At 70.4% G+C, this 23,637-nt stretch carries 23 protein-coding genes; 14 read left to right on the plus strand and 9 right to left on the minus strand.

Translation table 11 applies throughout. The features are described from left to right. The first annotated feature begins 73 nt into the window (after window positions 1-73). On the plus strand, window positions 74-724 hold the full coding sequence (locus ABD056_RS08130) for a CPBP family intramembrane glutamic endopeptidase (RefSeq protein ID WP_343866052.1): 651 nt from the start codon (window positions 74-76) through the stop codon (window positions 722-724). Here the strand turns inward: ABD056_RS08130 and ABD056_RS08135 are convergent. Genes ABD056_RS08135 through ABD056_RS08145 form a run of 3 tightly spaced genes read right to left on the minus strand, consistent with a single transcriptional unit; the run spans window position 672 to window position 4,267 of the window. Beyond that, window positions 672-2,177 carry a DUF294 nucleotidyltransferase-like domain-containing protein gene (locus tag ABD056_RS08135; RefSeq protein ID WP_343866053.1) on the minus strand — a complete coding sequence of 502 codons (1,506 nt, stop codon included), beginning with the start codon at window positions 2,175-2,177 and terminating at the stop codon, window positions 672-674. The two genes, ABD056_RS08130 and ABD056_RS08135, sit on opposite strands and share 53 nt — an antisense overlap. 28 nt (window positions 2,178-2,205) lie before the next feature. Next, a complete protein-coding gene (locus ABD056_RS08140) occupies window positions 2,206-3,612 on the minus strand; it encodes a 3'-5' exonuclease (RefSeq protein ID WP_343866054.1) in 1,407 nt (468 codons plus the stop codon). Window positions 3,613-3,628: 16 nt separating this feature from the next. Then, the gene (locus ABD056_RS08145) at window positions 3,629-4,267 is read right to left on the minus strand and encodes a hypothetical protein (protein WP_343866055.1); all 639 of its coding nucleotides are present in this window, start codon (window positions 4,265-4,267) and stop codon (window positions 3,629-3,631) included. Window positions 4,268-4,730: 463 nt separating this feature from the next. On the opposite strand from ABD056_RS08145, the gene ABD056_RS08150 reads away from it, so the two are divergent. The 4 genes from ABD056_RS08150 to ABD056_RS08165 all read left to right on the plus strand — a co-directional run bounded on the left by ABD056_RS08150 (window position 4,731) and on the right by ABD056_RS08165 (window position 7,743). After that, entirely contained in the window at window positions 4,731-4,994 is a 264-nt protein-coding gene (locus ABD056_RS08150) for a DUF4212 domain-containing protein (protein ID WP_343866056.1), read from the plus strand. A 26-nt stretch (window positions 4,995-5,020) separates the two neighbouring features. Next, window positions 5,021-6,793, plus strand: coding sequence for a sodium:solute symporter family protein (locus ABD056_RS08155; protein ID WP_343866057.1), 1,773 nt, complete (start codon window positions 5,021-5,023; stop codon window positions 6,791-6,793). A 116-nt stretch (window positions 6,794-6,909) separates the two neighbouring features. Further along, complete coding sequence (locus ABD056_RS08160) at window positions 6,910-7,248, plus strand: YggT family protein (RefSeq protein ID WP_343866058.1); 339 nt, start codon at window positions 6,910-6,912, stop codon at window positions 7,246-7,248. Window positions 7,249-7,356: 108 nt separating this feature from the next. Then, the gene (locus tag ABD056_RS08165; protein WP_343866059.1) at window positions 7,357-7,743 is read left to right on the plus strand and encodes a hypothetical protein; all 387 of its coding nucleotides are present in this window, start codon (window positions 7,357-7,359) and stop codon (window positions 7,741-7,743) included. On the opposite strand, the gene ABD056_RS08170 is transcribed toward ABD056_RS08165, so the two are convergent. From ABD056_RS08170 to ABD056_RS08185, 4 genes are all read right to left on the minus strand, one after another. Beyond that, window positions 7,700-9,061 carry a class I SAM-dependent methyltransferase gene (locus ABD056_RS08170; protein WP_343866060.1) on the minus strand — a complete coding sequence of 454 codons (1,362 nt, stop codon included), beginning with the start codon at window positions 9,059-9,061 and terminating at the stop codon, window positions 7,700-7,702. The genes ABD056_RS08165 and ABD056_RS08170 overlap by 44 nt on opposite strands. Before the next feature lie 171 nt (window positions 9,062-9,232). Continuing rightward, window positions 9,233-9,892, minus strand: coding sequence for an O-methyltransferase (locus ABD056_RS08175; RefSeq protein ID WP_343866061.1), 660 nt, complete (start codon window positions 9,890-9,892; stop codon window positions 9,233-9,235). Between the two features lie 48 nt (window positions 9,893-9,940). Further along, window positions 9,941-10,405 (minus strand): YbaN family protein, encoded by a 465-nt coding sequence (locus ABD056_RS08180; RefSeq protein ID WP_343866062.1) that lies wholly within the window; start codon window positions 10,403-10,405, stop codon window positions 9,941-9,943. A gap of 67 nt (window positions 10,406-10,472) precedes the next feature. Then, window positions 10,473-10,922, minus strand: a complete 450-nt coding sequence (locus tag ABD056_RS08185) for a hypothetical protein (RefSeq protein WP_343866063.1) — start codon at window positions 10,920-10,922, stop codon at window positions 10,473-10,475. Window positions 10,923-11,110: 188 nt separating this feature from the next. Here ABD056_RS08185 and ABD056_RS08190 point away from each other — a divergent pair, with 188 nt between their 5' ends. Then, entirely contained in the window at window positions 11,111-11,740 is a 630-nt protein-coding gene (locus ABD056_RS08190) for a helix-turn-helix domain-containing protein (RefSeq protein WP_343866064.1), read from the plus strand. 28 nt (window positions 11,741-11,768) lie between these two features. On the opposite strand, the gene ABD056_RS08195 is transcribed toward ABD056_RS08190, so the two are convergent. Then, window positions 11,769-12,218 (minus strand): DUF2383 domain-containing protein, encoded by a 450-nt coding sequence (locus tag ABD056_RS08195; protein WP_343866065.1) that lies wholly within the window; start codon window positions 12,216-12,218, stop codon window positions 11,769-11,771. Window positions 12,219-12,668: 450 nt separating this feature from the next. Here ABD056_RS08195 and ABD056_RS08200 point away from each other — a divergent pair, with 450 nt between their 5' ends. The 8 genes from ABD056_RS08200 to ABD056_RS08235 all read left to right on the plus strand — a co-directional run bounded on the left by ABD056_RS08200 (window position 12,669) and on the right by ABD056_RS08235 (window position 22,489). Continuing rightward, window positions 12,669-13,211 (plus strand): TRAP transporter small permease subunit, encoded by a 543-nt coding sequence (locus tag ABD056_RS08200; protein ID WP_343866066.1) that lies wholly within the window; start codon window positions 12,669-12,671, stop codon window positions 13,209-13,211. Then, window positions 13,208-14,533: a TRAP transporter large permease gene (locus ABD056_RS08205; RefSeq protein WP_343866067.1), complete on the plus strand. Its 1,326-nt coding sequence runs from the start codon at window positions 13,208-13,210 to the stop codon at window positions 14,531-14,533. Before ABD056_RS08200 ends, ABD056_RS08205 begins: the two co-directional genes overlap by 4 nt. A 49-nt stretch (window positions 14,534-14,582) precedes the next feature. Further along, entirely contained in the window at window positions 14,583-15,638 is a 1,056-nt protein-coding gene (locus ABD056_RS08210; RefSeq protein ID WP_343866068.1) for a TRAP transporter substrate-binding protein, read from the plus strand. A gap of 96 nt (window positions 15,639-15,734) precedes the next feature. Further along, window positions 15,735-17,087: a branched-chain amino acid ABC transporter permease gene (locus tag ABD056_RS08215; protein WP_343866069.1), complete on the plus strand. Its 1,353-nt coding sequence runs from the start codon at window positions 15,735-15,737 to the stop codon at window positions 17,085-17,087. Between the two features lie 94 nt (window positions 17,088-17,181). Further along, window positions 17,182-17,826, plus strand: coding sequence for a hypothetical protein (locus ABD056_RS08220; protein WP_343866070.1), 645 nt, complete (start codon window positions 17,182-17,184; stop codon window positions 17,824-17,826). 631 nt (window positions 17,827-18,457) lie between these two features. Beyond that, window positions 18,458-19,771, plus strand: coding sequence for an HlyD family secretion protein (locus ABD056_RS08225; protein WP_343866071.1), 1,314 nt, complete (start codon window positions 18,458-18,460; stop codon window positions 19,769-19,771). After that, complete coding sequence (locus ABD056_RS08230; RefSeq protein WP_343866072.1) at window positions 19,761-21,740, plus strand: glycosyltransferase; 1,980 nt, start codon at window positions 19,761-19,763, stop codon at window positions 21,738-21,740. The genes ABD056_RS08225 and ABD056_RS08230 overlap by 11 nt, the downstream gene beginning before the upstream one ends. Continuing rightward, on the plus strand, window positions 21,737-22,489 hold the full coding sequence (locus ABD056_RS08235; protein WP_343866073.1) for a family 16 glycosylhydrolase: 753 nt from the start codon (window positions 21,737-21,739) through the stop codon (window positions 22,487-22,489). Before ABD056_RS08230 ends, ABD056_RS08235 begins: the two co-directional genes overlap by 4 nt. Window positions 22,490-22,496: 7 nt before the next feature. Here ABD056_RS08235 and ABD056_RS08240 read toward each other — a convergent pair whose 3' ends face one another. Then, a complete protein-coding gene (locus ABD056_RS08240) occupies window positions 22,497-23,552 on the minus strand; it encodes a LysM peptidoglycan-binding domain-containing protein (RefSeq protein WP_343866074.1) in 1,056 nt (351 codons plus the stop codon). Between the last annotated feature and the right edge of the window lie 85 nt (window positions 23,553-23,637).

The raw sequence follows: 23,637 nt of genomic DNA on the forward strand, positions 1-23,637 counted from the left end.
GCCCCGGCGCCACCCGTTTGCCGCACCGGGGCTGCGTGCTAAAGCCAGGACACATCCGCTGCCGGCCCGGTCCATGCGCCTTTCGCTGCCCGTCCTGACGACGCTGTGCGTCGCGCCGTTTCTCGTCAACGACCTCTACCTGATCTGGCAGGTGGAGTACGACACCTTCGTCGCCGTCGAGATCGCCCTGCGCGGCAGCATCGTCCTGCTGGCCCTGCTGGTGCCGGCCGGGCGGCGGGCGCTGCGGCCGGTGACCGGCCGCCCGCACGGCAGCATCGAGGGGCTGGGCTGGACCGTTGCCGTCACCCTGGCGGTGGTGTTCGCCTTTCCGCTGCGCTGGTATCTGCCGGGGCAGCCGCTCGGCTGGGCGCCCATCGCCGACGATCACCTGTGGCTGGTCATCGACACCGCCATCGGCATTCCGCTGGTGGCGCTGAGCGAGGAGATCGTCGCCCGCGGCCTGGTCAAGCGCACGCTGGAGGAACGCGGCTGGCATCCGGTGTGGGTGACGCTGGCCTCCGCCCTGCTGTTCGGCCTGTGGCACTGGTCGGGCGGCTTCGGCCATGTGGTGATGACCGCCGCCGCCGGCGTGGTGTTCATGATCGCCGTCTACCGCACCGGCTCCATCTGGCCGGCGGTGGTGGCGCACGCCCTCATCGACCTGTGGCTCATCAGCTGGATGGACTGGCAGGAGCTGCTGGGCGTGGAGGCGATGGTGGGCTGACCGCCGCCCGCTGCAGCCCGTCCCGGACCAGCATGCGCAGGGCATCCACCGCCCGCACGGCGTCCTTCACCCGCGCCGCCACCTCGGGCGGGAACCGGCGGGGATCGACGCGGGTGCCGGCGGCGCGGCCGCCGCGCAGGTCGTCGATCTGCTGGCGCAGCACGACATCGAGCAGCAGCGCATGGCCGGCCGTCAGGGCGGCATGGTCGCGGCCGGTGAGCACCCCGGCGGCCGCCAGGGCATCCAGCCGGTCCCGCGTGGCGGTGGCAGCGAGGCCGTGCTGCAGGGCCATCACCCGCGCCCCCTGGACCACCGGCAGCAGGCCGCCCAGCTTGAGGTCCAGGCGCCCCTCGGCATCCAGCCGGAAGCGCCCGAACAGGCCGAGCGGCGGGTTGAGCGCCTCCAGCTGCGCCCCCAGCACGGCCAGGAAGCCGCGCGCCCGGCGGGCCGCCTCCAGCGCCTCGGCCTGCAGGGTGGCGGCCAGCTCGGCATCGCCGAACACCGGCTGCAGGTCGTAGAAAATGTCGACCATCAGCAGGCTGTCGGGCTCCGGGTGGCCGATCCAGCCGCCGATGCGCTGCCGCCAGCCGTCCAGGTCGTGGCGCCAGTCCGGCTGGCTGGCCATGACGCCGCCGGGGCAGTAGGGCAGGCCGGCGGCGTCCAGCAGGTCGGTCATGCGGCGGCCCAGTTCGGCGAACCACGGGGCGTCGCCGGCGCCGCCGCGATGGACGAGGGCGTTGTCCTGGTCCGGCGCCAGCAGGCTCTCGCCGCGCCCGCCGGAGCCGAGCACCAGCACGGCATAGGGCGCCGGCGGCGGCCCCCAGGCGGGATCGGCGGCGAGGGCGGCCTCGGCCAGCTGGGCGGCGCGGCGGGTCATGTCGCGATAGACGGCGCTGATCACCGCCGCCACCTCGCGCGCCTCCACCGCCTCCGCCAGCAGGGCGGCGGCCAGGGCCGGCAGCTCCGCCCGCACCGTCGCCAAGTCGGCGGCGGTTTCGGCCGTGCGCAGGCGGTCGCCCAGTTGCAGGCTCTGGCCGGAGCGCAGGCGCAGCAGGTCGCGGGCGGAGATCACCCCCACCGCCCGTCCCATGCCGTCGATCACCGCCAGGTGCCGCAGGCCGAGCCGCGCCATGCGGCCGAGCGCCATGTAGACGAAGGCGTCGGCGCGCACGAAGGCGACCGGGCTGGTCATCAGATCGGCCACCCGGCCGGGGTCGGCCGGGCAGGCGCACAGGGCGCGCAGCATGTCCCTTTCCGTCACGATGCCGGCCGGGCGGCCGTCGCCGTCGAGCACCAGCAGCGAGCTGACCCGCCGCGCCAGCATCAGCCGCGCCGCCTCGGTCGCCGGGGCGGCGGGATCGACCGTCAGCGGCGGGCTGCTCATCAGGTCGGCGACGCGGTGGCGGTAGGGGAAGCTGTCGATGCGGGCCAGCGGGCGGGTGTCGGTATCCATGGCGTGGCGATCCTCGGCGGCGACCGGCTCACCAGCCCATGGCCCGCTGGCGCGCCAGCAGGTGGGTGGCCTTGCGGGTATAGGCGTGGGCCTCGGCCAGGGTCTTGATCCCGGCGGCATCGAGCAGCGGCAGCAGGCGGACGTAAAGCTCCGCCGTCACCAGCGCATCGCCGAGGGCGGTGTGGCGGCCGTGGACGTCGATGCCCAGGTGTCGGCACAGCACCTCCAGGTTGAGGTCGGTCATGCCCGGAAACAGCAGCCCGGCCAGCAGCAGGGTATCGAGCGTCGGCGGCGCCGGCGGCGGCAGGCCGGCCAGGGCGCATTCCCGCCGCAGCAGGGCGAGGTCGAAGCCGATGTTGTGGCCGACCAGCACCGCCCCGCGCAGCAGCGGCTCCAGCGCCGGCCAGGCGGCGGCGAAGGGCGGGGCGCCGGCTGCCACCTCGTCGGTGATGCCGTGGATGGCGGCGGCGCCGGCCGGTATGGGGATGCCGGGGTTCACCAGCCGGTCGATGTTGGCGATGTGGAAGATGCGGGTGCCGTGAACCCGCACCCCGCCCACCGAAACGATGCGGTCGCGGTGGATGTCGAGCCCCGTCGTCTCGCTGTCGAACACGAACACCGGCAGGTCGAACAGCGGCGTGTCGTCGTCGGCGGCGGCTTCGGGCAGGCTGTCGTGCAGGGACAGGTCGTGGTGGATGACGCCGCTGCGGGTGATCGGCCGCACCTCCCCGTCCGCCAGCGGCGTGGCGGTGATGCGGACGACGAAGCCGCTGTGGCCGGGCAGGTGGTAGACGCGGGCGAGCCACGGCTGGCCGTCCACCCCGCGCAGGGTGGCATCGACGGCGCCGCCGGGGTGGGCCTCGGCATCGCCCATGGCGGCCACCAGATCGTCGCGTTCCAGCGCCGCGAAGGCCGACGAGCCGACGCGGATCGGCTCCTCCCCCAGCAGCACGCGGGCGGCGGCGTTGGACAGGCTCACCTGGCCCTGGTCGGTGACCACCAGGATGCCTTCCTCCAGCGTCGCCAGCACGGCGGTCAGCCGCTCGTCGGGGGTGGCGGAGGGGAACAGGCGGCGCAGGATGAGGGTCTCCACCGCCTCGCGCACCCGCGACACCTCGTCCACCCGCAGTTCCTCGCGCGGCGGCGGCAGGCGGCCGTCGGGGCTGACGGAGGCCACCAGCACCGCCGCCCGCAGGCGCTCCAGGTCGTCGAAGTGGCTGTCGAGCACGCCGTAGCAGATCCACAGGCCGGTGATGCTGGCGAAGGCCAGCGCCAGCATGACGGTGACCGCCATGTCGATGGAGCCGTCGTCCATATGGGCGGCGCCGACGTCGAACAGCTTCCAGATGGCGCCGCCCACCACCAGCACGATGGTCAGGGCGACCACCGTGAAGGTGAGGACCAGGATGCGGCGCGTTTCCCCCATGCGGCCCATGATGCGCCCTGCCGCCTCAGCCGGTGCGGGCCAGCGGCGGGTCGGCGGTGCCGCCGCGCAGCAGGGCGCCGGCGACGGCGGCGGCATCGACGCGGCCGACCAGGGTGTCGTGGAAGGTGGTCACCCACAGCCGGAACGAGGCGTCGAGGATGGCGTGATCGTTGCGGCGCATGGCCTCCGGCACCGGCAGGCGGTCGTAGAGCGCCTGCCAGCCGGGCCGCGTCACCGTCGCCAGCGGCTGCGGCGGGGCGGCCTGGGCCTCGGCCAGTCGGGCGGGGAAGGCGGCCAGCACGTCGCCCCAGTCCTGCCGGTGGGCGGGCAGGCCGATGCCCTGCAGCGCCTCGCGGTGGACGGCGCACAGGGCGGCGTGCAGGCGCGGGTCGGCCGGCGGCGCGTGGGAGCGCAGGTGATGCTCGGCCAGCACCAGCAGGTCGCCCAGCAGCACGGCGGTGCCGTCGTAACGGCAGACGTCCATCACCGCGATGAAGGGGTCTTCGGTCACCAGCGCCTCGGCGGAGCGGCCGGCGCGCTTGCGCACGTAGCCATAGGCGAACTTCTGGGCCGTGAAGGCGGCCTGTTCGGCCATGAAGCGGCAGAAGCCGGCGGCGTCGGTGATCGGGCGCTGGCGCAGGCGCAGGACATCAAGCAGGCGCATGGGACGTTCCTTCCGGCCGGCGGGTCAGGGGTGGGTGATTGTGCATCCGCGAAATAACGAGAGCCGTGATTTCCGCATCTGCACAGGGCTTGGACTTGATGTGGTGTCGACCTTGGCCGGTTGCAATCAGACTGGACTACGACCAAGGGCGCAAAACAATCTTGCGAATCTGCGGTTTGTCTTGTAGTACGATTTTTGATGACTCCCGCTGCCGCTTTCAAGGCCGAGTTTCGCGATCAACATTGCACGCCCCGATGACTGCGGGCGCACGCAGCGAAAACCGAAGATGCCGACATCATGCCGCTGTACCGCAGTCGGGCATGTCGGGGCGGGAGAGGGCAGGGCGCGGTTGTGCTCCTGCCCAGTCAAGGCGTAAGGAAACAAGAACAAGGGGCTGTCAGACCCCGCTGTTTCAGGGTGAACGCTTTACGCTCGCCACGCCATACGGCAGGGAGGTTCAACCATGACCGAGTTATCGGCAGAGCAGGCACGGGCCCATTGGTCCCGAACCCGCGGCCTGATGTGGATCGTGATGGTGCTTTGGTTCATCTTCAGCTTCGGCATCCACATCTTCGTCACGACACTCAACGAAATCGTCATCTTCGGCTTTCCGCTGGGCTTCTACATGGCCGCCCAGGGATCGTTGCTGGCCTTTGTCGTCCTGATCTTCTGGTACGCCGGACGACAGAACGCCATCGACGAGGAATATGGAGTTTCCGAAGACTGAACCGGTAAACCGAGGAGTGTCGTTCTATGAAAGGCAATTTCGTGGACAACCTCGGCAAGATCTACGGGATCTATACCGGGGGCTTCATCGGATTCGTCATCTTCCTGGCGGTCCTTGAACAGGTTGGCGTGCCCAACCGCATCATCGGCTATGCTTTCGTTTTCCTGACCATCGCCGTCTATGCCGCCATCGGCATCATGTCGCGCACCGCCCAGGTGTCGGAGTATTACGTCGCGGGGCGGCAGGTGCCGGCGGTCTACAACGGCATGGCCACCGGCTCCGACTGGATGTCCGGCGCGTCCTTCGTCGGCCTGGCCGGCACCTTCTACACGCTCGGCTACGACGGCCTGGCCTTCGCGCTCGGCTGGACCGGCGGCTTTGTGCTGGTGGCGGTGCTGCTGGCGCCGTACCTGCGCAAGTTCGGCGCCTATACCATCCCCGACTTCCTGGGCGCCCGCTACGGCGGCAATCTGGCCCGGTTCATCGGCATCATCGTGCTGTTCTGCTGCTCGTTCACCTATGTGACGGCGCAGATCTACGCCACCGGCATCATCGCCAGCCGGTTCCTCGGCATGCCGTTCGAGATCGCCGTCTTCGTCGGCCTGGTCGGCATCCTGGTGTGTTCCATGCTGGGCGGCATGCGGGCGGTGACGTGGACGCAGGTGGCGCAGTACATCATCCTCATCATCGCCTACCTGGTGCCGGTGGTGATCCTGTCGGCGCAGGTGACCGGCGTGCCCATCCCGCAGCTGATGTACGGCCAGGTGCTGCAGGAGATCGCCGTGCTGGAGCAGACCAAGCCCGGCATCATGGAAACGGTGAAGCCGCACTTCATGCCCTTCACCAATTACGATCCGCTCAACTTCTTCGGGCTGATCTTCTGCCTGATGCTCGGCACCGCCTCGCTGCCGCATGTGCTGATGCGGTTCTTCACCACCCCGAGCGTGCGCGAGGCGCGGCGGTCGGTGGGGTGGTCGCTGCTGTTCATCTTCATCCTGTACTTCACGGCGCCGGCCTATGCCGCCTTCGCCAAGTACGAGGTCTATAACAACGTCATCGGCCTCGCCATCGCCGACCTGCCGCGGTGGGTGTCCATCTGGACCGAGGTGGGGCTGGTGAGCGTTACGGACGCCAACGGCGACGGCATCCTGCAGCTGGCGGAACTGCGCCTTGGCACCGATGCCATCGTGCTGGCGACGCCGGAAATCGCCGGCCTGCCTTATGTGATCGCCGGGCTGGTGGCGGCGGGCGGCCTGGCGGCGGCGCTGTCGACGGCAGACGGTCTGCTGTTGGCCATCGCCAATGCCCTGTCGCATGACATCTACTACCGCATGATCAACCCGCACGCCGACACCAAGCGGCGGCTGGTGATCGCGCGGACGCTGCTGATGGTGGTGGCGGTATTCGCCGCCTGGCTGGCCTCCACCAAGCCATCGGACATCCTGTCGATGGTGGCGTGGGCCTTTTCCATCGCCGCGTCGGGCCTGTTCTCGGCGCTGGTGCTGGGGGTGTGGTGGAAGCGCTGCACCTCGGCCGGGGCCATCGCCGGCATGATCGCCGGGTTCGGGGTGTGCATGATCTACCTCATCGGCACCCAGTACGGCGGCATGGAAAAGTGGTGGGGGGTGAACAACATCTCGGCCGGGCTGTTCGGCATCCCGGTGGCCTTCGCGGTGACCATCGTCGTCAGCCTGATGACGAAGGCGCCGTCGCGCGAGATGCAGGAGTTCATCGACGCCATCCGCATCCCCAGGGGCGACGCCATCATGGACAAGCGCGACGCCGCGCTTGGCCATTGATCGCAGAAGCGTCCCACGTCACGCGAAAGACTAACGGGGTGCGGCCACCGCCGCACCCCGCCTTGTTTCTGGTATGATGGTCCCGACACCTTCCGGCTGCGGAGTTCCGGCATCCCATGCTTGACCCGTTCTTCCTGCGCTACTGGTACTACCTGATCCCCACCTACATCCTTGCCGCCCTTGCCTGGACCCTCATCGGCCGCTTCGTGCTGGGGTTCTTCGTGGCGGAGGACAGTCCGAACTACATCATGCGGTTCTTCCGCCGCCTGACCGACCCGGTGATCCGCCTGCTGGGGCCGGTGACGCCGGGGTTCCTGCACCCGCTGTTCATCCCCCTCTACGCCGCCTTCTGGATGTTCGCGCTGCGAGTCGCGTTCCACATCGCCCTGGTGCTGATGGGCGCGGCGCCGGAGCTTGCCCCCTACCTGCAGGCGCCGCCGCAGACCGTTCAATGACTTGCCGGGCAGCTTGAACCACCGCCGCCGCCAATCGTTGGAAAGTCGTGCCGCCGGTGCAGCCTCGGCTATACTGCGGCGCAGCATTCCAAACTGCGAGACTTCGCCATGACCTCATCTGCGTGCGCCCTCCAGGCGGTGGAGCGCGCGGCGGCCGTCAGCGTCGGCCGGGCCACCGCCTTTTCCGCCCTTGGCATCTGCTGCCTGATGATCGCCCTGAGTTACGACCTGCCCATGGCCACCCAGGCCGGCGCCGTGCTCGGCCTGATGACCAGTACGGTGCTGTGGATGCGCGGCAGCCGGGCGCACGCGGTCAATCCGCGCGAGACCGAAACCTGGATGATGCTGCGCCACGACCAGCGGCCGCCGAAGGAGATTGCCCAGCACATCATCGGCCGGGCGCTGCGGCGGGCCTATTTCCGCTATGCCCGCATCGTCGGCAGCATCACCGTCAGTCTGTGGCTGATGAGCGTGGCGGTGCGGCTGGTGCTGTAGGCGACGACACCCGCAACCCGCCGCCCTGGCGCACCTTGGCGGCGGTGGCCGCCGCCGCCGCCTCTGCCTCCTGACGGGCCAGGCGCAGGGGCTGCGTCGCCTCGAAGGCGGTGATGTAGTCACGCACCAGCGGCGCCGCCTCCTGATGGCGGGCCAGCTGGATCTGGAAGATCATGTGGCTTTCGTGGCGGAAGGCCATCTCCGACGCCAGCAGGTAGAACTCCCACATGCGGCAGAAGCGCTCGTCATAAAGCGCCTTCGCCTTGTCCCGGTTGGCCTGGAATCGCTCGTGCCAGTGGCGCAGGGTTTCGGCGTAATGCAGGCGCAGCATCTCGATGTCGCAGGGGATGAGGCGCTCGTGCTCGATCGCCGCCATCACCTCCGACAGGGCGGGGGAATAGCCGCCGGGGAAGATGTACTTGCGGATCCAGGCGTTGGTGCCGCCCGGCGGCTCCGGCCGGCCGATGGTGTGCAGCAGCGCCACCCCGTCGGGCGCCAGCAGGCTGCGCACCTTGGCGAAGAACTCGCGGTAGTGGCGGGCGCCGACGTGCTCGAACATCCCCACCGAGACGATGCGGTCGAACTGGTCGTCCACCAGCCGGTAATCGAGCAGGTGGAAATCCACCCGGTGCTCCAGCTTCTCCTCGGCGGCACGGCGGCGGGCGACCGCCAGCTGCTCGCGCGACAGGGTGACGCCGGTGACCTTGACGCCGAACTCCCGCGCCAGATACAGCGCCATGCCGCCCCAGCCGCAGCCGATGTCGAGCACCCGCATCCCCGGTTCCAGCAGCAGCTTGGCGGCGATGTGGCGCTTCTTGGCCTCCTGCGCCACCTCCAGGCTTTCCAGCCCGGTCGGGAAGTAGGCGCAGGAATACTGCCGGTCGCGGTCGAGGAAGAGGTCGTAGAACTCCGCCGACAGATCGTAGTGGTGGGCGACGTTCTTGCGGGCGACATCGACGGGGTTGTGCTGGTGCAGCCAGCGCAGCCAGCCGTTTGCCCGGTCCTGCAGCCGCAGCAGCCAATGGCCGCTGCCGCGGTACATGTTGTACATGAACAGGCTGAGCACATCGCGCAGGGTGCCCTGCTCGATCTCGATGCCGCCGTTCATGTAGCCCTCGCCGAAGGCCAGCGACGGATTGACCACCAGGCGGGTGTGCAGGCGGCGGTCGGTCAGGCGCAGGCGGACGGGGGCGGGCAGGTGGTCGGGCGGAACGTCCTGGAAGGGGCGGCCGCCGAAGCGGTGGCTCTCCCCGTTGGCATCGATCAGCACCAGATCGCCGTAGGTGACAAGGTTCCGCAGCATGCTCGCCAGCAGCATGGCTTCTCCCTCTTGCCGTTGTGTCTCCGCATCCTTGGTCGAGTGACACGATCAATGTTTCATACTGGGTGCGGCACTGCCCCGCCGCAAGGGCGCGGGCGCCTGCGGTCGGGGCATCTTTCGGCGGAAGCGGGAATGCGACTTTTGCCGCAGGGGGGTGCCGGCGCGGCGTCAGCGCTTGCGGGCGAGGGTGAGGCCGTCGCCCACCGGCACCAGCACCACGTCCACCCGCTCGTCGCGCGCCACGGTTTCGTTGAAGCGGCGCACCGCCAGGGTGGCGGCGTCGGTCTTGGCGGGGTCGACCACGGCGCCGTGCCACAGCACGTTGTCGACCACGATCAGCCCGCCCGGCCGCAGCAGGTCGAGGGCGGCGTCGTAATAGGCGGTGTAGGTTTCCTTGTCGGCATCGATGAACACCAGGTCGAAGGGCTCCGCCGCCTCCTGCTTCAGGCGGGCGAGGCTGTCGAGCGCCGGTGCCAGCCGCAGGTCCACCCGCTCCGCGACGCCGGCCTGGGCCCAGTAGCGGCGGGCGATGCGGGTGTACTCGTCGCTGACGTCCAGGCAGACGACGCGGCCGTCATCGCCCTGCGCCAGCGCCATCCACAGCGAGGCATAGCCGGTGAAGGTGCCGATCTCCAGCACCCGGCGGGCGGCGGTGAGCTTCACCAGCAGGGACAGCAGGGCGCCCTGCTCGGGGCTGGACTGCATGCCGCCGCGGGGCAGGGTGGCGGTTTCCTCGCGCAGGGCGCGCAGCACGTCCGGCTCGCGGACGCCGACGGCGCGCATGTAGTCTTCCAGCGCCTCGGTCATGGGGGTGGTGGTGCGGGACATCGGTGGTCCTGATGTAGTGGGGGAGGGGAAGGGGAAGAGGAGGGCGGATCACTCCGCCGGCTGGGCGGCGGTGGCGGCAGCGGCAGACCGCGGCGGCGGCTCGGGCCGGGTGAGGATGAAGGCGGCGACGCACAGCAGCGTCAGCCCCACCACCACCGGCAGCCACGGCTGTTCGGCCCGGTGCAGCACCCAGGCGAAGCTGAGGCTCATGCCGACGATGGACAGCACCTTGCCGCGGCGGGGGATGGCGCCATGCTCGTGCCAGGCCCGCAGCGCCGCGCCGAAGCGCGGATGCCCGTACAGCCACGCCCGCAGCCGGCGGGAGGACCGGGCGAAGGCCCAGGCGGCGACCAGCAGGAAGGGCGTCGTCGGCATCACCGGCAGCACCGCCCCCAGCGCCCCCAGGCCGACGCACAGCCAGCCGAGCGCCAGCAGCAGGCCGCGCACCACGGGCGAGGCCGACGGCTGGGAAGGATCGGCGGGGCCGCCGGCAACGGCGGTGCGATCGGTCATGGTGGGCGTCCTCCCGGCTTTCCCTTCATATTGGCGCAGGGACCGGGTGATTTCCAGAGCCGCACGGTCACCTTTCTTGGAGGCCGCCGGCCCCCGCCCGGGCCTGGAGCAGGGCGCGGCGCAAGGGTTCCTCGGCCAACGGGGCGGCCAGGGTGGCCACCACCGACAGGCCATGGCCGGCCACCGCCCGCCGGGCCTGCTCGGCCCCGGCCGGATCGGGCGGCAGCACAAGCAGCACCAGCGGTGCCGGCTCGGCTGGTTCCGGCACCGGCAGGGCGGCCAGCACCTGCGGCGCGGTGGCGCCATCGATCACCAGCACGTCGGCGGCGGCGGCGGCCAGCCGCAGGTTCAGGAGATCGGTCGGCGGCACCGCCACGGCATCGAAACCGCTGGCAACGGCCGCGTCGGCGATCAGCTCCGCCTCCTCGGCGCGCGGACCGAGGCTGACGAGAAAGGGTGGGGGTGGGGCTGTCATCAGCACCTCCGCGACGCGGTGGTCAGTATCCCAGGCTGCCATGACACGCGGTTCCTGCTGGGGGGAAGGGGAGGCGGGAGTCTTCCCCCGCCGCAGCATGAACAGATTGATCAAGACTTTGGATGCAGGTAGCATCACCATCAAGTTCCAGTCTGGAATGAAACTTTAGTATTACCCTTCTTCTTTTGCGGTCACTCCCTCTCTCCTTCAGCACGGTGGCGGACTCTGGCGTGGACAGGGATCTGGTTCGGCATCTGCGCGCCACTCTTGGCCTGACGCAGAAGGACCTGGCGGAGCGCCTCGGCCTCAGCCAGTGCACGGTGTCCCGCTGGGAGCGCGGCACCACCCGGCCCGACCCCGAAACCCGCCGCCGCCTGCAGGATCTGCTCAATAGCGTCGCTCCGGCCGGCGAGGCGGCGCTGCGGCAGATGGTCGGCCACAGCCCCGCCGCCATGGCGCTGGTGGATGCCGACTGGCGGCTGAACGCCGTGTCGCCGGCCTTCGCGGCGCTGCTCGGCATCACGCCGGTGCAAGCGGTGGGGGCGGACCTGCGCCGCCGCTTCGCCGCCGCCGACCTGGAGCAGGCGGGGCGGGCGGCGCTGGACCGCGGCCTGCTGACCGGCGGCACCACCGCCCTGCGGGTGATCTGCGCCCTCCGCCGCCCCGACGGCGTCATCGTCCCCACGCTCGGTTCCTGGCATGCGGTGCCGGTGCAGGGGCAGCAGCGGCCGCTGGTGGTGTGGCAGTGCGTGCCGGTCAGCGAGGCCGAATACCGCCGCCTGCGCGCCGCCGGTCCGCCGGTGATGGACCTGGAGGTGGCGGCGGGGGCCGAGGCCGGGGCCGAGCCCGACGGGGGCTGAAGGCGACGCCCGTGGCCCGCCGTGCTGCCTAAAGCCGCGCCACCGTGTCCTCCAGCCACTCCCGATGGCGCCGTTCATCGCCCAGCGCGCCCTGGAAGCAGGTGCGGGCGGTGGGCGTCGCCTCGGCATGGTTCACGGCGCGCTCGTAGGCGGTGTTGGTGTCGTCCTCGTTGGTCTTCATGGCCTGCAGGATGGCCTTGTCGCCGAACATGTCGGCCAGCTTCACCTTGCCCGTGGTCAGCACCTCCTTGAAATCGCCGCCGCCCGGCGGGGTGCCGCCAAGGTCGCGGGTGAGGGCGTTCAGCTCCGTCACGTGGCGTTCGTGGTCGCGCTGGAAGCCGCGCAGGGCGGTCTTCAGGGTGGCATCGTCGAGGCGCGTCACCGCCTCCTCATAGGCGGCGATGGCGTCGTGCTCCAGCTTGATGAGGCTGTCGAGCAGGTCGAGCAGGCGGGGTTCGGTGCCGACGAGGGTGACCATGGCGGAGCCTTTCCTGGCAAGGGAGGGGGCGGCGGACACTGCGGAGTCGAGCGGGCAACGCGGCGCCTGCGCCCTCGGCTCGGCCCCTACCACCCCTGGGGGGGCCATGGGCCGGCAGATTTCTGCACAAAAGTTGACCTGATGGGCAGGATGTGCCTAACTTTGATGCAGATGAAGCCGTTGCGGCGGTTCGGCACACGCATCGAAGGGTAAGCGCCCCCTCACCTTCAGCGTTAACGAGAAGATGGCCCGGGAATTGCTGAAGTCATTTCGCTAGACTGAGGCCGCGACAGATGTGTCGCGGCAATTATCCGCCGTATTTTTATTGTCTTTGTAAAGGGATTGGACCGCGCCCGGCGGTATCGTGACTTGTGGGTGACTGCCGCCCGCAGGCCGCGGACGCGCGCCGGTGCGCCAGATGCCGCCGCCGGCGGCAAGCGGGGCCGACCGATGCCGCAGTTCCTGATCGCCTATGTTCGGGGGATCAATCGCCTCAGCCGCTGGATCGGGCTGGCGGTGATGTACTCGATCTTCCTGATGATGGGCATACTTCTGTACTCGTCCGTCTCCAAGGCCTTCTTCATCCCGCCCATCTGGTCGATGGAGCTGGCCCAGTTCGTGATGGTCGCCTACTTCCTGCTCGGCGGCGCCTATTCCCTGCGCGCCAATGCCCACGTCCGCATGGACCTGCTCTACGGCACCTGGACGCGGCGGCAGCGGACGCTGGTCGACACCGTCACCGTGCTGTGCCTGATCGCCTATCTGGTGCTGCTGCTGTGGGGCGGCATCTCCAGCACCTCCTACGCCCTGGAGTACGGCGAGCGGAGCTATTCCGCCTGGCGGCCGTACATGGCGCCCATCAAGATCATCATGTGCATCGGCATCCTGCTGACCCTGCTGCAGGCCGTCGCCATCCTCATCACCGACATCGCCAGCCTGCGGGGGGTGGAGATCGACGACGCCGGCGAACAGGGCGGGGATGCGCCGTCATGAGCTACGAGTTCATCGCCCTGATGATGTTCGCGTCGATGATGATGCTGCTCATGACCGGGCAGCGCGTCTTCGCCGTCATCGGTTTCGTCGCGGTGGCGGCCAGCCTGCTGCTGTGGGGCGACGGCGGCGCGGAAATGGGCTTCAGCGCCGCCATGAAGCTGATGAAGTGGTACCCGCTGCTGACCCTGCCGCTGTTCGTCTACATGGGCTACATGCTGTCGGAGTCGGGCATCGCCGAAGACCTCTACCGCATGGTGCATGTGTGGATGGGGCCGCTCAGCGGCGGGCTGGCCATCGGCACCATCCTGCTGATGGTGGTGATTTCGGCCATCAACGGCCTGTCGGTGGCGGGCATGGCCATCGGCGCCACCATCGCCCTGCCGGAGCTGCTGCGCCGCGGCTACGACAAGATCATGATCACCGGCGTCATCCAGGCCGGCAGTTCCCTCGGCATCCTGGTGCCGCCCAGCGTGGTGCTGGTGCTCTACGGCATGATCGCCCGGCAGCCGGTGGGCGAGCTGTGGCTGGCCGGGGTGATGCCGGGCCTGCTGATGGCGGCGCTGTTCATCCTGTATGTCGTCGTCCGCTGCCGGCTGCAGCCGCACCTCGGCCCCGCCCTGTCGGCGGCGGAGCGGGCGGCGGTGCCGCTGGGGGAGAAGCTGCGGCTGCTGCAGGCCGGCATCCTGCCGCTGGCCATCTTCTTCCTGATGACCGGCCTGTTCGTCATGGGCATCACCAGCCTGGTGGAAAGCTCCGCCGTCGGTGCCCTGGCGGCCACGGCGGCGGCGCTGGTGAAGGGGCGGCTGACCCGCACCGTGCTGCACGACACCGTGCGCAAGACCCTGACCATCACCTGCATGTTCATGTGGATCATCCTCGCCGCCCTGTGCTTCGGCGCCGTGTTCGACGGCCTGGGGGCGGTGAAGGCGATCGAGGGCTTCTTCCTGGGCGAGCTTGGCCTCGGCCCGTGGGAGGTGCTGATCCTGATGCAGATCACCTACCTGATCATGGGCACCTTCCTGGACGATACCGCCATGCTGGTGATCGTCGCGCCCTTGTTCGTGCCGTTGGTGGGGGCGCTCGGGTTCGACCTGGTGTGGTACGGCGTGCTCTACACCATCACCTGCCAGGTCGCCTACATCACGCCGCCCTTCGGCTACAACCTGTTCCTGATGCGCGCCATGGCGCCGCCGGAAATCACCCTCATCGACATCTACAAGTCCATCGTGCCCTTCGTCGGCGTGATGATCCTGACGCTCGGCCTCGTCACCGCCTTCCCCGAGCTGGCGCTGTGGCTGCCGGGGCTCGTCTACGGCAAGTGACCGCTTTCCTGACCCGCAGACCCAGACCACCAGTGGAGGCATCCTCACCATGACCACCAGACGCCACCTGCTGAAGACCGCCGGAGCCGCCGCCGTGGCCGCCGCCGGCACCGCCACCCTGGCGGCCCCGGCCGTCCATGCCCAGAAGGCGCCCATCAAGTGGCGGCTGCAGACCTACGCCGGCCCGGCGCTGGCCGAACACGTCATCAAGCCGTCCATCGACGCCTTCAACAAGGTGGCCAACGGCGAGATGGTGATCGAGCTGTATTACGCCGACCAGTTGGTGCCGACCGGCGAGCTGTTCCGCGCCATGCAGCAGGGCGTCATCGACGCCGTGCAGAGCGACGACGACTCCATCGCCGCGCCGGTGGACGTGGCGGTGTTCGGCGGCTATTTCCCCTTTGCCACCCGCTACAGCCTGGATGTGCCGACCCTGTTCCACACCTACGGCCTGAAGGAAATCTGGCAGGAGGCCTACAGCGAGGTGAAGGGCGTGACGTGGCTGTCGGCCGGCGCCTGGGACCCCTGCCACTTCGCCACCAAGGACCCCATCAACAGCCTGGCCGACCTGAAGGGCAAGCGCGTCTTCACCTTCCCCACCGCCGGCCGGTTCCTGTCGCGCTTCGGCGTGGTGCCGGTGACCCTGCCGTGGGAAGACGTGCAGGTGGCGGTGCAGACCGGCGAACTGGACGGCATCGCCTGGTCGGGCATCACCGAGGATTACACGGTCGGCTGGGCCGACGTGTGCAACCACTTCCTCACCAACAACATCTCCGGCGCCTGGTGCGGCAGCTACTTCGTCAACACGGCGAAGTGGGAAGCCCTGCCGGAGCATCTGAAGAGCCTCTACATGCTGTGCATCGACAGCAGCCATTACTACCGCCAGCACTGGTACTGGGGCGGCGAGGCCAAGCTGCGCGTCGAGGGCACCAAGATGAAGCTGACCACCATCCCCGCCGAGGAATGGCAGCAGGTGGAGGACGAGGCCTACAAGTTCTGGGACGAGATCGCCGCCGAGAGCGAACGCAGCAAGCGGGTGGTCGACATCCTGAAGAAGTATGCCGAGGACATGAAGAAGGCGGGCCCGCCGTACCGCTACGCCTGAGCCCGGCCGGCGGGACGGCGGGCGGCCGCGGCGGTGCTTGCTCCGGAGGGCGGGCGGGTCGATACTCACAGGCCCTAACCCCCTGACGGAGCAAGCATGCCGGCCGTCTGCCGTCCTGTTCTGGTGGTCGTCCTGGCGGCGCTTGTGCTGGCCGGCTGCGCCGCCGTCAGCGACGGGCCGCGCCTGGAGGCCTGCCGCGCCGTCCTCGCCCTGCTGGAGCCCGGCTCGCAGGTGACGGCGGCCGAGCCGCCGGGCCTGTTCGGCGCCACCGTGCGATTGTCCTACCGCGATGCCCAGGGCGAAGACCTGGCGCTCGCCTGCACCTTCCGCTCCGGCGCCCGCCAGGATCTCGCCCTGGTGCTGATGGCGGTGGAGGGGGAGGCCTTCGACGGGCCCGTCGACCGCGCCCGCCTGCTGTGGCTGTCGCTCGCCCTCGGCCTGCCGCGCGACGGCAGCGCCTTCGCCGGCGGTGGCGATGGCGGCGGCGAGGGCTTCTTGCAGGCGCTGGCGCCGGACATCGCGCTGCCCGACCGCGTGCTCTACCTGCTGGCCCAGGTCAACAACGGCATCGTCACGGCCTGCCTCTACGGCCTGCTGGCCATGGGCTTCACCCTGGTCTACGCCATCACCGGCCGCATCAACCTGGCGCTGGGCGGGCTCTACACCGTCGGCGCCTTTGCCGCCGGGGCGGTGATCGCCGGGCTGGTGATGGGCGGCGCCTGGGGCGTCGCCGGGCTGATCGTGCTGGTGCTGCCGGCGGCGCTCGTCTGGGGCGCCCTGGCCGGCTGGTGCCTGGAGCGCACCGCCTTCCGCCGCCTGCACGATGCCGGCACCCAGGCGCCGCTCATCGCCTCCATCGGTGCGGCGCTGGTGTTCTCCGAGGGCTTCCGGGTGCTCACCGGCGCCCGCGACCTGTGGCCGCCGCCGCTGTTCGGCGATCCTTACGCGGTGATGGAGGGGGTGGACCTGGCGCTGCACGTCAGCCAGGCGCAGCCGCTGGTGGCGGCCCTGACGCTGGCGGTCTACCTCGGCCTGTGGCGGCTGCTGACCGCCACGCGCCTCGGCCGGGCGCAGCGGGCCTGCGCCGACGATGCCGCCATGGCGCGGCTGGTGGGCATCGACGTCGGCCGCACCATCGGCGTCACCTTCGCCCTGGCCGGGGCCTGCGCCGGCGTGGCCGGCATGCTGGTGACGGTGGTCTACGGCGGCGCCAACTTCTTCATGGGCTGGGCGGTCGGCGTCAAGGCGCTGACGGCGGCGGTGGTGGGCGGCATCGGCTCCGTCCCCGGGGCCATGCTGGGCGGGCTGGTGGTGGGCATGACGGAAGCCCTGTGGACCGCCTACATGCCCGGCGAGTGGCGCGACGTGGCCGTGTTCGCCCTGCTGATCGTGTTCCTGGTGCTGAAGCCGCGCGGCTTCCTCGGCATCGCCCGCCAGCAGCGGGATTGACGCCTCCCGGTATGGTGGAGCGGGAACGCACGGCCTGCCGCATCGTTTGTAGCAGGGTTCGTCCCGTTTCCGCCGTCAGCGAAGGATTGCCGCCATGCCGTTCCGACCTGCCACCCTTGTTGCCGCCCTCGGCCTGCCGCTGCTGGCCGCCGCCTGTTCCTCGGCCCCCGACTGGAGCGGCTGGACCGGCGGCGGCGGCGCCGACGGCAGCGCCAGCCTACGCGGCGTGCTGGTGCTGCCCGATGCCACCCCCCTGCCGGCCACCGCCCGCGGCGAGGTGCGGCTGATCGATCTGGCGCGGTCGGGGCCGGGGCGCCCGTTCCTGCTCGCCAGCCATGTGGTTGACGGGCCGCTGGCCAACCCGGTGCCGTGGCAGCTGCGCTGGCGGGAGGAGGAGGGAGCCGCCACCGGCAGCGCCGCCACCTATGCCCTGACGGCGCGGCTGGTGGGCGACGGCATCACCCTCTACCACACCCCGGCGCCGCTGCCGCTGACCGGCATGGCCGGCCCCCTGACCGTCGCGATGGAAGCGGCGCCGCCGCCCCCCGATGCCAACCGCAACCGCTACAGCCTCGAGTCGATGCCCGACGTCACCCAGCTGCGCCAGATGCCGCAGGGCGAGGTGCCGCGCCGCTTCGAGGATGACTTCTACGGCTACGGCGCCACCTCCAGCGATCCGCTGCCGAGCGACCCGCTGGACGGCAACCGGGTGCTGATGCCGGCCCAGCCCATCAACTGACGCCCGCCGCATTCCGCCGCACTCCGCCTTATCCGAACGTCACAGCCTGTCCGCGACCATCGGTGCCCCAGGTGCCGGTGGTCGTGCGCGTTTTCGCTGCAGAGGTGCGGCGGCTCTGCAGCCGCAAGTCGCGGCGCATCCGACGTTTGTATTACAGGGGACTAGTTCTGTTAGCGTCTTGTAAAGAGTTGGTAGAGGCTTCCTTTACCGGAAAGGTTCAGGATGGGGGTCGGCAAATGAACTCTTCGTTCTATTGACGAGAGTTCAAAGTGATGGTGTTTTACCTCTTAGGGAAAAGGGGCCGTCGGCGCGGGAGAAACAAGCCTGCACGCACGGCCGGAGGGTGCCACAGGGTGCGGTGCGGCCCTGACCAGATGCCGCCGAGCGGCCGGTCAGGCCGCGGCCGCCATCGCAACGGATGATGACGGGGGGCCTCGGCCCGGCCGGTCCGCGCGGACCGGCCTTCCAGTCTCGACCAGCACGACCGCCGGGGCGCTGCCACGCAGCCGCCGCCTGCGGACGCGCGCGACCGCGCCGCCGCCGCCAAGGCCGGCGGTCCCCGTGGATGATCGCAGGATGCCGACGCCCGCCGCACGACCGGCGCGCGCACAGACGGAAGGTTGCCGAGCAGATGTTCATGTTCAACAAGGGCCAGATCACCGCCGATGCGGGCGATCGCCGCAGCGTGGAGAGCGCCACCACCCCCACCGGCGGCGGCGGCTCGTTCTTCAACGGGCGCCCGTTCCGCTGGTCACTGGGCGGCCTGCTGATCCTGCTCGGCCTCGTGATCGTGGTGCCGCGGGCCATCACCTATCGGGCCGACGAAGCCATCGTCAACGGCCGCACCGCCATGCTGCTGGCGCCCATCGAGGGTGTCGTCAGCGGCCCCGGCCTCGCCCCCGGCGCCCGCGTGCAGCAGGGCGAACCGCTCGCCACCCTGCGCAATCCTCGCGTCGACCGCAGCTTCCTGTTCGAACTGCAGACGGAACGCGACAGCCTGATCGCCCGCGTCGGCAGCCTGACGGCGCAGGAAGACGGCCTGCTGGCCATGCGCGACGACCTCAGCGGCCGCATCCGCTCCTACGAAGGGGCGGCGGTGGGCGCGCTGGAGAAGGAAATGGTCGCCCGCGCCGCCCAGCTTGAGGCGGTGCGTGCCGGCCTGCGCGAGCGCGAGGCGGAACTGCGCCGCCAGGAGGCGCTCGGCGCCACCGGCAACACCACCCAGCGGGCCCTCGACCAGGTGCGCGCCGACCGCGACCGCCTGCGCTTCGAGGCCGAGCAGGTGGCGGCCGAGATCGACCTGCTGCGCGAGTTCCGCCGCCAGGCCGGCGAAGGCATCTTCGTCGCCTCCGGCCGCTTCGGCGCCCCCTACATGGAACAGCGCCGCGACGAGATCGCCATGCGCCTGCTGGACCTTGCCGCCTCGCGCGCCGAGCAGGAAACCCGCATCGCCCGCATCGAACGGCAGATCGCCCAGGAAGAAGAGCGCCTTGCCGGCGCCACCGAGGTCACCCTCAGCTCGCCCTTCACCGGCGTGGTGTGGAAGACGCTGGCCGCCGCCAACGCCGACTTGGTGATCGGCGAGGAAGTGGTGCACGTGCTCGACTGCCGCAGCACCTTCCTCGACATCATCGTCTCGGAGTCGCGGTTCGAGAAGGTCTCCATCGGCGAGCGCATCGAGTACCGCCTTGCCGGCTCGCAGAGCTTCCGTACCGGCACGGTGGTGGCCAAGCGCGGCTCCTCCGCCGTCGGCGAGGACCGCTCCCTGGCCGCCCGCCTGGACGCGCCGCGCGACAGCACCTTCCGCATCTGGGCGGAACTCGACCCGCAGGACCGCAACGCGGTCGGCGCGGACTTCTGCAACGTCGGCCGCCGGGCTGATGTGCGCTTCGAGGCGCGCATGGACCTGTTCGGCCCCTTCGTGGCGGCCTGGAATGCTCTTTGAAGTCACCTCCTTCGGCATCCTGATCGCGCTGGCCGGGTTCTTCTGGGCCTTCGCCCCGTCGCTGCGGCGGGACGACGACCGGGCGCGGGCGCTGATCACCATCATCCCGGCCCTGCTCGGAGTCCGCTACCTGACGTGGCGGCTGACCGACACCGTGCTGCCGGTGCGGGGCGACTGGGTGGAACTGGGGTGGGTGTACTTCGTCTACACCATGGAAGTGCTGGCCTTCGTCGAGGTCTGCATCTTCCTGCTGATCATGAGCCGCGCCAACCACGAGAGCGGCACCGCCGACATCCGCCAGCGCGAGCAGGAGGCGGCGGCGCAATGGCCGAGCGTCGACGTCTTCATCCCGACCTACAACGAGGGTCTGGACGTCCTGGAAAAGACCATCATCGGCGCCCGCGCCATGGACTACCCCAACTTCAAGGTCCATGTGCTGGATGACGGCCGGCGGGAGTGGCTGCGCGACTACTGCGCCGCCAAGGGCGTCGGCTATCACGTCCGCGACGACAACTCCCACGCCAAGGCCGGCAACCTGAACAACGGCCTCGCCCGCACCGACGGCGAGCTGGTGGCGATCTTCGATGCCGACTTCGTGCCCCACCGCAGCTTCCTGCGGCGCACCGCCGGCATGTTCCGCGACCCCGGCCTCGGCATCCTGCAGACGCCGCAGCACTTCTTCAACCGCGACCCGGTGCAGATGAACCTGCTCATCGCCAACGACTGGCCCGACGAGCAGCGCCTGTTCTTCGACGAGATGGCGGCCAGCCGCGATGCCTGGAACGTGTCGTTCTGCTGCGGCTCGTGCAGCATCATCCGGCGGCAGACCCTGGACGACATCGGCGGCATCCCCACCGAGAGCATCACCGAGGACATCCTCACCACCCTGGCGGCCCGCCGCAAGGGCTGGACCACCCGCTACCTGAACGAGCGCCTGAGCATGGGCCTGGCGGCGGAAAGCCTGGATGCCTTCTTCGTGCAGCGGGCGCGCTGGTGCCAGGGCGGCATCCAGACCCTGTTCCTGCCGGAAGGCCCCCTTGGCCGCGGCGGCATGCGGGTGCTGGACCGCATCCTGTTCTTCCCGTTCAGCTGGATCGTGCAGTATCCGGTGCGGATGATGGCGCTGCTGGTGCCCATCGTCTACATGCTCACCGGCCTGATGCCGCTGCACTACACCAGCCTGGACGACCTGATCTTCTACCAGATGCCGGTTCTCGCCTGCTACTACTGGACCATGCACTGGCTGGTGCGCGGCAAGTACATGCCCATCCTGTCCACCGCCATCGGCGTGTTCGCCACCTTCCGGCTGCTGCCGACGGTGCTGTCCAGCCTGGTGCGGCCGTTCGGCAAGCCGTTCCGGGTGACGCCCAAGGGCAGCCTGAACGCCGCCGGCGTCGACTGGATCTCGTTCGCCTGCATCATGGTGTTCATCGGCCTGACGGCGCTGGGGCTGGTGCTGAACAGCATCCCCGCCATCCGCCCCATGGCCGACCGCGAGTTCTTCCCGGTGGCGGCGGCGTGGGCGGTGCTGAACATCGTCATCCTGATCCTGGCGTCGCTGATCTGCTTCGACGTGCCGCGCAAGCGCAAGGAAGAACGCTTCTACGTCAACCGCCCGGTGACCGTGCGCCCCGCCGGTGACGGCGACGGCGGCAGCCATGGCGGCATGGCGGTGGACGTGTCGGTCAGCGGCGCCTTCGTGCGGGCGCCGGGCCTGACGGCGCGGCCGGGCGACCGCATCACCGTGGAGCTGCCCGAGGTCGGGCCGGTGCCGGCGGAGGTGGTGTTCCCCAAGGGCGGCGGACTCGCCCTGCGCTTTGCCTGGGAGGACTGCGACGACAGCCGCCGCGACGCCCTCATCGCCTATCTGTTCTGCGGCGTCTTCAGCACCGAGCCGCCGCCGGACGGCCGCCGCCGCTCCCTCGGCCGCAACCTGATGCAGCGCTTCCTCGGGACGGCGACGCGGTGAGGCGGCTGGCGCCGCCGCTGCTGGCGCTGTGGCTGGGGGTGTCGGCTGGGCAGGCGGCAGGGCAGGGGCTGTGCGACGGGCCGCCGCCGGCCGGGGGCTTCGTCGACCGCTTCACGACCCTCGATCCGGCCCGCTGGCAGGTGGCCGACTGGGCCAACGGCGGCCACTTCCTCAACCGCTGGAGCCCGGCGCGGGTGGCTGCGGGGGCGGAGGGCCTGCGCCTCACCCTGGCGCCGGATGCCGGTGGCGACGGCCTCGGCGGCGGCGAGGTGCGGACGCGCCGGCGCCTCGGCCACGGCCTGTTCGGCGCCCGGCTGCGGGCCTCTGCCCACCCCGGCGCCATCACCGCCGTGTTCCTCTACACCGGCCCGGCGGAAGGCACGCCGCACCACGAAATCGATATCGAGATCAAGGGCGACGACCCGACCCGCCTGCACGCCACCTACTGGACCGACGGGGTGGCGGTGGAAGCCTCGGTGCCGCTCCCGTTCGATGCCTCGGCGGGCTTCCATGACTACGCCGTGCGCTGGCTGCCCGACCGCATCGACTGGCTGGTCGACGGCACCGTGGTCCACACGGCGCCGCCCGGCGGTGCGGTGCCGCTGCCGAGCGAGCCGGCCTTCCTGATGCTGAACCTGTGGGGCGCCACCGGCGCCGCCCCGTGGAGCACCGACTTCCCGCCCTCCGGCCGCACCGCCGCCGCCTATGCCTGCGTGCGGGTGGAAGGGTGGCAGGCGGAGGGGCGCTGACGCCGTCTCAGCCGTTGTCGCCGGCCGGCAGCAGGAACACCTGGCCGGGATAGATGAGGTCGGGGTCGCGGATCTGGGTGCGGTTGGCTTCATAGATCAGCGTGTAGTCGGCGCCGCTGCCCAGGGTGCGGCGGGCGATGCGCCACAGGCTGTTGCCGGGCTGGACGATCACCGCCCGCTCGCCCGGCGGCACGTGCACGCTTTCCGGCCGCAGGAAGGGGATCTCGGCGCGGGCCATCACGTCGCCGTCGGCGGCCAGGGAGTCGGCCCGCAGCACATGGCTGCCCGGCGCCACCGGATCGGTCGGGATGATGGTCCAGCGGCCGCTGTCGTCGGCGGTGGTGCGGCCGGCGAAGGCGTTGTCGACATAGCCCTGCACCACCGTGCCCGGCGCCGCCCGGCCGCCGAAGCTGAGGCGGCCCTCGACGTCGTAGTCGACCACGTCGATGACCGTCGGCCCGCCCTCGGCCCCGGCGTCGCCGCCGGCGCCCGGCTCGCGGGTATCGGCCAGCACCGGCGCCGGCGCCTGCAGCACCCGGCTGGGGCCGCCCGGCGTCGTCTGCGCCGCCAGCGGCGGCGTGTCGGAGCCGGCGCCCGGTTCCGGCACCACCAGCACCACCGATCCCTCGGCCATGCGGGGCTCGCCGCCGCGGTCGACGCTGCGCAGGGCCAGCTCGCGCGTGCCCGGCGCCAGCGGCTCGGCCGGCAGGAACACCCATTCGCCGCGGGCATCGGCCTTCACCCGCCCCAGCTCGCGCTCGCCGTCGATGATCGTCACCTCGGCATCGGGTGCAGCCCGGCCGGCCATCACGACGTTGCCCTGGCGGTCGATGCGGACCACGTCGAAGCTCGGCGCCACCCCGTTGGCGGGGGCGGCGGCCGGTGCTGACGGCGGTGCGGCGGCCGTGTCGGCGGTGGCGGCGGGCTCGGCAGCCGGTGCCGGCGCCTCGCTGACGGGCGGCGGCGGCGGGTCTTCGTCGTCCCCTCCCACCGTCAGGGTGAGGATGAGGGCGATGAGGACGACGACGGCCCCGGCGATGGCAACGATAAGCGGGCGATTCAAGAAAGCCTCACGATGCACGACGCGGATCGCCTCCGGCCCGGCCGGCGGCGTGGTCCCAGGCACCAAGGGTAGTACGTCCGCCAGG

The sequence above is a fragment of the Caenispirillum bisanense genome (assembly GCF_039523075.1).
Taxonomy (GTDB): Bacteria; Pseudomonadota; Alphaproteobacteria; order Rhodospirillales; family Rhodospirillaceae; genus Caenispirillum; species Caenispirillum bisanense.